Genomic DNA, 7,279 nt, shown 5'->3' with positions numbered 1-7,279 from the left:
TTTTTGCCGCACCCGACGGGTGCAAAACTAAAGTTCGCTTAAACTATGCAATAACATACTCCGTTCTCGATAAGCGCACCACAACCTGTGGTTTTGGGATTTTCTCTGTCCCTTGACAGGGGGAAAAGGAAGAAAGGCTCGTGCCTCTCCCAAAGGCCAAGCCGATCGGCCTCTCCCCGGTAACAGGAGGCGGCGTACACCTCAACAAAACGATAAAAAATCGGGAGGGATAATCATGGATTTTCTGGAGTTGGCGAGAGAATGCCATTCCGTCCGGAGGTTCGCCGGAAAAGAGGTGGAACGCGAGAAGCTGAACGCGGTCCTGGAGGCCGGCGGGCTGGCCCCCACCGCGTGCAACTACCAGCCGCAGCGGGGCCCGGCGCTCGACTCGGAGGCGGCCCTCGGCCTGGGCGCCCACCTGGGTGAGACACTTCGATCCGCAAAAGGTGCGCTCGGCCTTCACCCTACCGGAGAACGTGACCCCGGTCGCCATCCTGCCGATGGGCTACCCCCACGGGACGAACGTCCCCAGCCCGAAGCACGCCGAGCGCCTGCCCCCGGAGAAGACGACGCGCCGCAACACCTTCTGATTCCCCCGATGCCCAGCGCCCCCTCACCCCATCACGGGGGAGGGGGCCGCTCGGTCAAGGGCCAATGGGCTCATTCCCTCAGCGCCGTAACCGGCACCACGAACACGCCGTCCGGACGTCGGTAGGCGGCGGCGGCCATGCCGCAGAGAACGCAGAGGACATCGGGCAGCCTCCCCTTGGGATCCTCCGCCATCCGCCTTTGGATCGCCAACAGCTCTGCTGCTGCTGCGTCGATTTGATTCGCCCCCAGCTTGATCTCGAAAGCACACCAGCGGCCGTCTGGCAGCTCGACGACCGCGTCAATCTCCTGATTTCTGTAGTCCTGATAGTGATAAAGGCCAGCCCCAAAGGACTCGGCATAAATGCGCAGATCCCGCTCGCAAAGCGCCTCGAACAGAAAGCCCAACGTCTTCAGATCGTTCAGCAGGCCGGTGCGCGTCGCCTTCAGCAGGGCGCAGGCGAGGGAAGGATCGGAAAAGTGCCGCTTCTCCGCCTGTTTGACGCGGACGGACGAGCGTATACCGGCGGAAAACGGCGGCTGATTGTCCGTGACGAACAGCCGCCTGAAAATATCCAGGTAGGCGGCGACGGTGCCGGCGTCGATATCCCCGTCCTCCACACCCTTGACGTCCTTCATCAGCGTCCTGTTGGTTGCGGTGCAGCTCTCGTTCCGGGCCAGCGAGCGCAGCAGCAGGCGCATCTTGAACGAGTCCCGCCTGACGCCGTCGACGCGGTGCACGTCGTCGTCGATGATCGCGTTCAAATATTCCCCGGGCAGCAGCGCCGCCCGTTCCGGGGGAAGCCCCAGGCTGCCGGGCCAACCACCGCGGATAATCAGATCGACGAGCTTCCCAAGATTCACCTCGCCGGTCGCCACAGGCGTCAGCTCGCCGTTGCACAGTTTCGACAGGGAGACCTCGCCGCTGGAATCGCCCGACTCGTAGAGGGACATAGGGCGCATCCGCAGCCTGGCGATCCGCCCCGCACCGCTGTGAAGGATACCCTTATGGTTTGGAGTCGCGGAACCGGTGAGGATAAAGCGCCCTTTGCCGGAGGTCGCATCGATCTTATGGCGGACGGCATCCCAAAGGGACGGAACCTCCTGCCATTCATCAAGCAAGCGGGGCGACTCGCCCTCCAACACCAACGCGGGGGAGAGCTCCGCCAGCCTCCGATTCTGAAAATTGTCCGCCGGGTCGCCGATATAGACGGCACTCCTGCAATGACAGGAAGCGGTCCAAGTCTTGCCGCACCACTTCGGCCCCTCGATGCAGACGGCACCGAAGACGGAGAGATATTCTTCCACTTTGCGGTCGATGATACGGGGTCTGTAACCGGGGCGTTTCATATACGCTTCCTCCAGAGTTTGCTGCCTTTATCATATCTCATTCCGTTGGATTTTGAAATATCATTCCTTCAAATTTCATGATTTCATCCACTCGGATTTTCGATTTTCAACCCGCGTGTTTTTCGAAGCCCCGCTCTTGGGCATCGATCCGTCGGAGCGCCGCGCACAAGTTCGAAGAACTTTTCCGCCGCCGGCGAGAACAGGGCGTCCTTCTTCCAGGCGAGAACCAGACGCGCCGTCATCTTCGGCTTCAGGGGGACGAAGCGCAGAACGCTCCGCCCCGTGGTCTCGACGATGCCCTCGATGGACGGGCGGAAGCTCGGGTCGTCCTTCTCGGACAGGCGCATCAGCCCGAAACCCAGCTTTTTGATGTCATCCCCCAAACAAGCCATCGTTTCCCCTCCCTCATTCCATTCCATACCCTGCCCCCACGATCCCCCGGTCCCGCTCACGCCTCCGGCCTGAGCGGCCCGTAGAACAGCCTGAAGCGGCCCCCCGGTCGTCTCAACCGGGGGGCCGCTTCAACACCAGCTCAAATCCCCCGCTCACGAAAAGGGGACGACCTCTCCCGGCTATTTCTTCGAGGGCACGAGGCCGGGCTCTCCCGCATCCAGAACGAAACGCCGCACGATCGCCAGCAGGTTTTCCGACGTCTCCGCCATACGCTGCGCTTCGCCCGCAATCGATTCCGCCGCACGGGTCGTCTCGTGCGTTGCCGTCTCCACGCTGCGGCTGGACTCCACTATGCGCTCCGTGGTCTCGACCACGGTGTGGACGGAATGGCTCATTTCGGCACTGGAGGCCGCCTGCTCCTCGGATACCGCAGCAACGTTCTGGATCGACTCCGTCAAGCGATTCAAGGCGTTCAGGGCATCCTTGAGCTTTCCCTGAGCGTCCGTCGTCCTCGCCGTCGTCTCGCCCAGCAGGGCACCGGTCCTCTCGGTCGCATCGATGGAGCTCTTGGAGTGCTCCTGAAGCTCCGTGATGAGCACGTCGACCTGCGAGGCGGCACGGGCCGACTCCTCGGCCAGCTTACGGACCTCGTCGGCGACCACGGCGAATCCACGCCCGGCCTCGCCCGCACGGGCGGCTTCGATCGCGGCGTTCAGGGCCAGCAGGTTGGTCTGGTCGGCAATGGAGGTGATGGTGTTGACGAAGCCCGCGATGGCGTCCACGGACCTCTCGAGCCTCTGAAGGCGTTCGATGCTCTGCACGGAGACCTCCTCCGCTTTCCTGATGTCCTCGAGAGCCCGACTCAGCTCCTCGGAGGAGCCCTCGGCCCTCTCGGAGACGCTGGCCGCCCCCTCGGCGCCCTGAGTGGCCGCCTCCGCGGACGCTTGGGCGCCCGAGGCGATCTCCTCGATGGAGGAGTCCGTAACCTGCAACGTCGCGACGTTGTCCTCCAGACTCCGAAGGATGCGCTCCGTGGACGCGGAGACCTCCTCCATGGAGGCGAGGGTCTCCTCGGAAAGAGCGGCGAGGGTCTCGGACTGGTGGGCCGTGGTGTCCGCGGTGATTCGGATGTCCGTCATGCTGGCCCGAAGGGACGCCACGGTCGCGTTGAGCTTCCCGGATATGTAGGCCAACTCGTCCTTGCCGGTGTCGTCGTAGCGGACGGTGAGGTCTCCCTCGCCGAGCCGTTCGGTGGCGCTTTGCATGGAGCGGATGCTGCGCGTCAGGCCGCGGTTGACCAGTACGATGACGGCCCCGGTCCCGATCAGCGCCACGGCGGCGATGACGAGGAGGACCATCGTGAGCGAGTTGACGAGCGCTTTCATCTCGCTGGACGGAAAGGTGATGCCGAGGTAGAACCCCTGTTTGGTGGGCGCGTAGAACATCTCCCGGTCCGATCCGCCGTAGCTGTAGTGCCGCCTTCCCCTCTCCCCGCCGATCATCCTCCGGGCAACCGCTCGGAGGGGTTCCGGAAGCTGAGGCGCTTCCGCCAGGTTGACCTTCAGGATGTCCTCCGCATGGGGTCCGGCCAATACCGTCCCATCCTTCAGCAGGAGGATTCCATTTCCCCTCCCGAAGATCTGCAGGGAGACGACGTAGTCGTTGAGCTCGTCCAGAAAGATGTCTCCTCCGAGAACCCCCAGCAATTTGCCCTCGCCGTCATAAAGGGCCCTGCACAGGGAGATGATGATCTTCTGGCTCTGCGCATCGGAATAAGGATCGGAGAAAACGACGCTGCCCTTGCCCTCGACCGCTTTTCGATACCAGGGCCGAAGCCGCGCATCGAAGTCCTCGGGCTCCTGCCAGAGCGAGCCGTCGGCCAGCCTTCCCGTGGCTTCCAATCCCATGAAGACTTTCACGAACCCGGCCTTCGTGGTGCTCTCCGACATGGAATGGAGCAGCTGTTCCACCCTCGCCTCGTCCCCGATACCGAACGCCCTCTGCACGTGCTGCACGGAATCCGCAGCGGTGTTCAAGGACGCCACGTAGCGCGAGAACTGATTGTCGATGATCCTGACGCCCTCGTCGACGGTCTGCATCCCCACGGCATCGGCCAGATCCCCGATCACCGCACTGCCGTGAAAATAGGTCACGCCCGTCATTGCCGTAATCACAAAAAGAGCGACAAACAGCATCAGATAGAGCTTCCTGCGGATAGTCAATGCAAACAACCTTCCCTTCAAATATTTTGTGTCGATGCCAAACCCATAGGCCCATCCACAGGACACGAGCCCCATTCGAAGAGGCTCTGCCATGAGAACCTCCTTCCCAATTCCAGAATCATTTATGTTTTACGGGATTCGGCGCAACGCTCCCGGGGTAAGAGGAGCTTGCCCCTCCATCGGCATTCGGGCTTCAGAGCAAAATAAAAAGGCCCGTTTCTCCATGTCCAGGAAAAACGGGCCTTTGTTTGGGCAAACGAGGCAGAATCCCGTATTTAGATTCCATCAAGAAAAGCCTGCTTTTTGCTCTGTACCGTCCTGCCATAATCCCTTCGGTTGGATTATGGCGAGCTTGGGGCGACTCGAACGCCCGACCTACGGCTTAGGAGGCCGTCGCTCTATCCACTGAGCTACAAGCCCGCAAACGTACCGAATGAATATAGCATAAAAAATCCGGCTGTCAAATTCCGTGTTTGCAGCCCCAAATTCAGTGTGGGACAAAGACAGGTCCCGTACGTTTCGTTCCGCACCACCCGTCCGACGCAGAAAAATCGGCCGGCCGATCCACAAAATGATGGATTTCATCCTCAAAAAATCACCGCTCCTGCGGCGCCGAAAACCCTCCAGGGCCGTTGACAGAAAGAGCGGAACGGGTATACTGCAATAAGTAGTGCGAATAGATCAACATTGTCCCGCCATACGGGACACATTCCTTCGGCCGGTCGGGCCGGTGCGGGGTTGTTCTCCCAAGCCCCGACGCAGCGAGAACGCACATTTTACGGTAGACCCTCAGAGAAACAAATCGAATTGCAGAAGCGGATCTGAACTCAACGAAAGCCGTCCGGCGGAAATGCTCCTCAGGCCGATTCGTCGGCACTCGGCCTACGCCGCCGAGGCGCAAAACGGCCCCCGGCCGTCCTGGAAGGGACCGGCCGGAGAGGCACAGAAAGGAGAGGCTTCCGTGAAAGAGAACTTCGCGCCCTGCAACGAACTGGACATGGCCTTCGTGAACGGCAGCGTCGTCACCGTGAACGGAGGGGACGAGATCGCCGAGGCGGTGGGCGTCAAGGGAAACCGCATCGCCTACGTCGGGAGCTCCGGGGGCATCGCCCCCTACCTGTCCGAGAACACGGCGGTCCGCGACCTTCGGGGGCGCACCCTCATGCCCGGCATCAACGACACCCATTTTCACCCCATCCTCAACGGGCTTCTCGGGTCGGATCTCGATTCGGGGATGATCGACACCACCAGGAGGAATTGCGCTTCTCTGAAAGAAATGCTCGACATGCTCCGGGAAGCGGTCGGACGCAAGGAGCGGGGCCAGTGGATCTCCATGATGGGATACGAGCCTGAGCTCTTCTCCGACGAGCGGCGCCATCCCACCCTGGAGGAGCTGGACGCCATTGCCCCGGACAACCCGGTGCACTGCATGCACGGCGGCGGACACATCTGCATGTACAACACTCGGGCCCTGACGCACCTCGACGTGCACGGTCCCCAGGACGCGTCGAAGTACCCCCCGGACGAGGTCGAGGTCGCGGACGGCCGGCTCACCGGAATGGTGCGCGGCCACACCCACTTCAAGCTGTGGGGGATGGTGGACTATACGGAGGCACAACAGGTCCGCGCGGCGATGAAGTCCCACCAACAGGCTCTGGAGGCGGGGGTGACGTCCATCGGGGACATGGGGGAGTGCGGCCCCACCTCCTACCACATCATGCAGAAGCTCTGCCGGGACGGGGTCTTCAAGGTGCGGGTCAACATGGCGCTCCACAGCATCTTCGGGAAAGCATACTCCCTGGAGCAGAACGGGCACTGGATGAGCCTGGGGTTCCTGTCGGGGCTCGGAGACGAACGCTTTCGTGTGGGGCCCTGCAAGTTCATGATCGACGGGGGATCGGGAGGTCCCTCCTGCGCCACCCGCGAGCCCTACTCCCACGACCCGGCCCTGGTGCGCGAGCGGGGCTGGGAGCGCGAGGAGGTGTGGGACTACATCAAGCGGATCGTGGATGCGGAATGCCAGTGTACCGCTCATGCCATCGGCGACCTCGCGGTGGAGTTCATGGTCGAGGGGTACGAGCGCTGCTTTAGGGAGAACCCGGAGAAGTTCAGGCGCATGCGCCACCGCATCGAGCACTGCACCCTGACGGACCAGGACCTGATCGACCGAATGGCCGCCATGAACATCTGCCCCTCCGTCAACGCGGGGATGATCCAGATGATCGGCGCCAACTACATGAAGTTCTACGGGCATCGCAACGCCTGCCTGATCGCCCTTCGCAGCATGCTCGACGCGGGCATCATGTGCTCCCTGGCGAGCGACGGGCCGTCGGGGCCCAAGGGCATCCACACCATCGACGGGGCGGTCAACCGCTACGACCGGAGCCGGAACGTCCAGTGCGACAAAACCCAGGCGATCTCGGTCCTGGAGGCCATCCGGACGGCCACGTACAACGGGGCCTATTCCTCCTTCGAGGAGGGGATCAAGGGGAGTATCGAGGTCGGGAAGCTGGCGGACATGATCGTCCTCTCGGGGGACATCCTGTCGATCGACCCCATGGACATCCATACCCTTCGGGTGGACTGCACCGTCATCGACGGCGTGGTGGAATACGAGCGGGAACCCCAACATGGATAGGGCGACGGCAGCGGATCTGCTCGGCGTCGCGGAGTGAGCTTCCGCGTGAAAGCCGCACGAAGGGAGGCTAAATAAAAAGGGAAGGACA

5 protein-coding genes and 1 tRNA gene are annotated in these 7,279 nt (G+C 62.1%); 2 read left to right on the top strand and 4 right to left on the bottom strand.

Translation table 11 applies throughout. The features are described from left to right. The first annotated feature begins 235 nt into the window (after positions 1-235). Positions 236-715, top strand: coding sequence for a nitroreductase family protein (locus tag EII26_RS13695; protein WP_124889029.1), 480 nt, complete (start codon positions 236-238; stop codon positions 713-715). On the opposite strand, the gene EII26_RS10065 is transcribed toward EII26_RS13695, so the two are convergent. From EII26_RS10065 to EII26_RS10050, 4 genes are all read right to left on the bottom strand, one after another. Beyond that, positions 661-1,938 (bottom strand): ATP-binding protein, encoded by a 1,278-nt coding sequence (locus tag EII26_RS10065; protein WP_124889028.1) that lies wholly within the window; start codon positions 1,936-1,938, stop codon positions 661-663. The genes EII26_RS13695 and EII26_RS10065 overlap by 55 nt on opposite strands. A gap of 83 nt (positions 1,939-2,021) precedes the next feature. Further along, the gene (locus tag EII26_RS10060; protein WP_124889027.1) at positions 2,022-2,330 is read right to left on the bottom strand and encodes a hypothetical protein; all 309 of its coding nucleotides are present in this window, start codon (positions 2,328-2,330) and stop codon (positions 2,022-2,024) included. 180 nt (positions 2,331-2,510) lie between these two features. Next, positions 2,511-4,562: a methyl-accepting chemotaxis protein gene (locus tag EII26_RS10055; RefSeq protein ID WP_158612263.1), complete on the bottom strand. Its 2,052-nt coding sequence runs from the start codon at positions 4,560-4,562 to the stop codon at positions 2,511-2,513. Between the two features lie 335 nt (positions 4,563-4,897). Then, a tRNA-Arg gene (locus tag EII26_RS10050) sits at positions 4,898-4,973 on the bottom strand. A 541-nt stretch (positions 4,974-5,514) separates the two neighbouring features. Here EII26_RS10050 and EII26_RS10045 point away from each other — a divergent pair. Beyond that, complete coding sequence (locus EII26_RS10045) at positions 5,515-7,191, top strand: amidohydrolase (RefSeq protein ID WP_158612262.1); 1,677 nt, start codon at positions 5,515-5,517, stop codon at positions 7,189-7,191. Positions 7,192-7,279: the final 88 nt, after the last annotated feature.

The organism is Fretibacterium sp. OH1220_COT-178, from assembly GCF_003860125.1.
Lineage (GTDB): Bacteria > Synergistota > Synergistia > Synergistales > Aminobacteriaceae > CAJPSE01.
The sequence above is the reverse complement of the archived record's forward strand: the minus strand, read 5'-3'. Positions and strand labels throughout refer to the sequence as shown.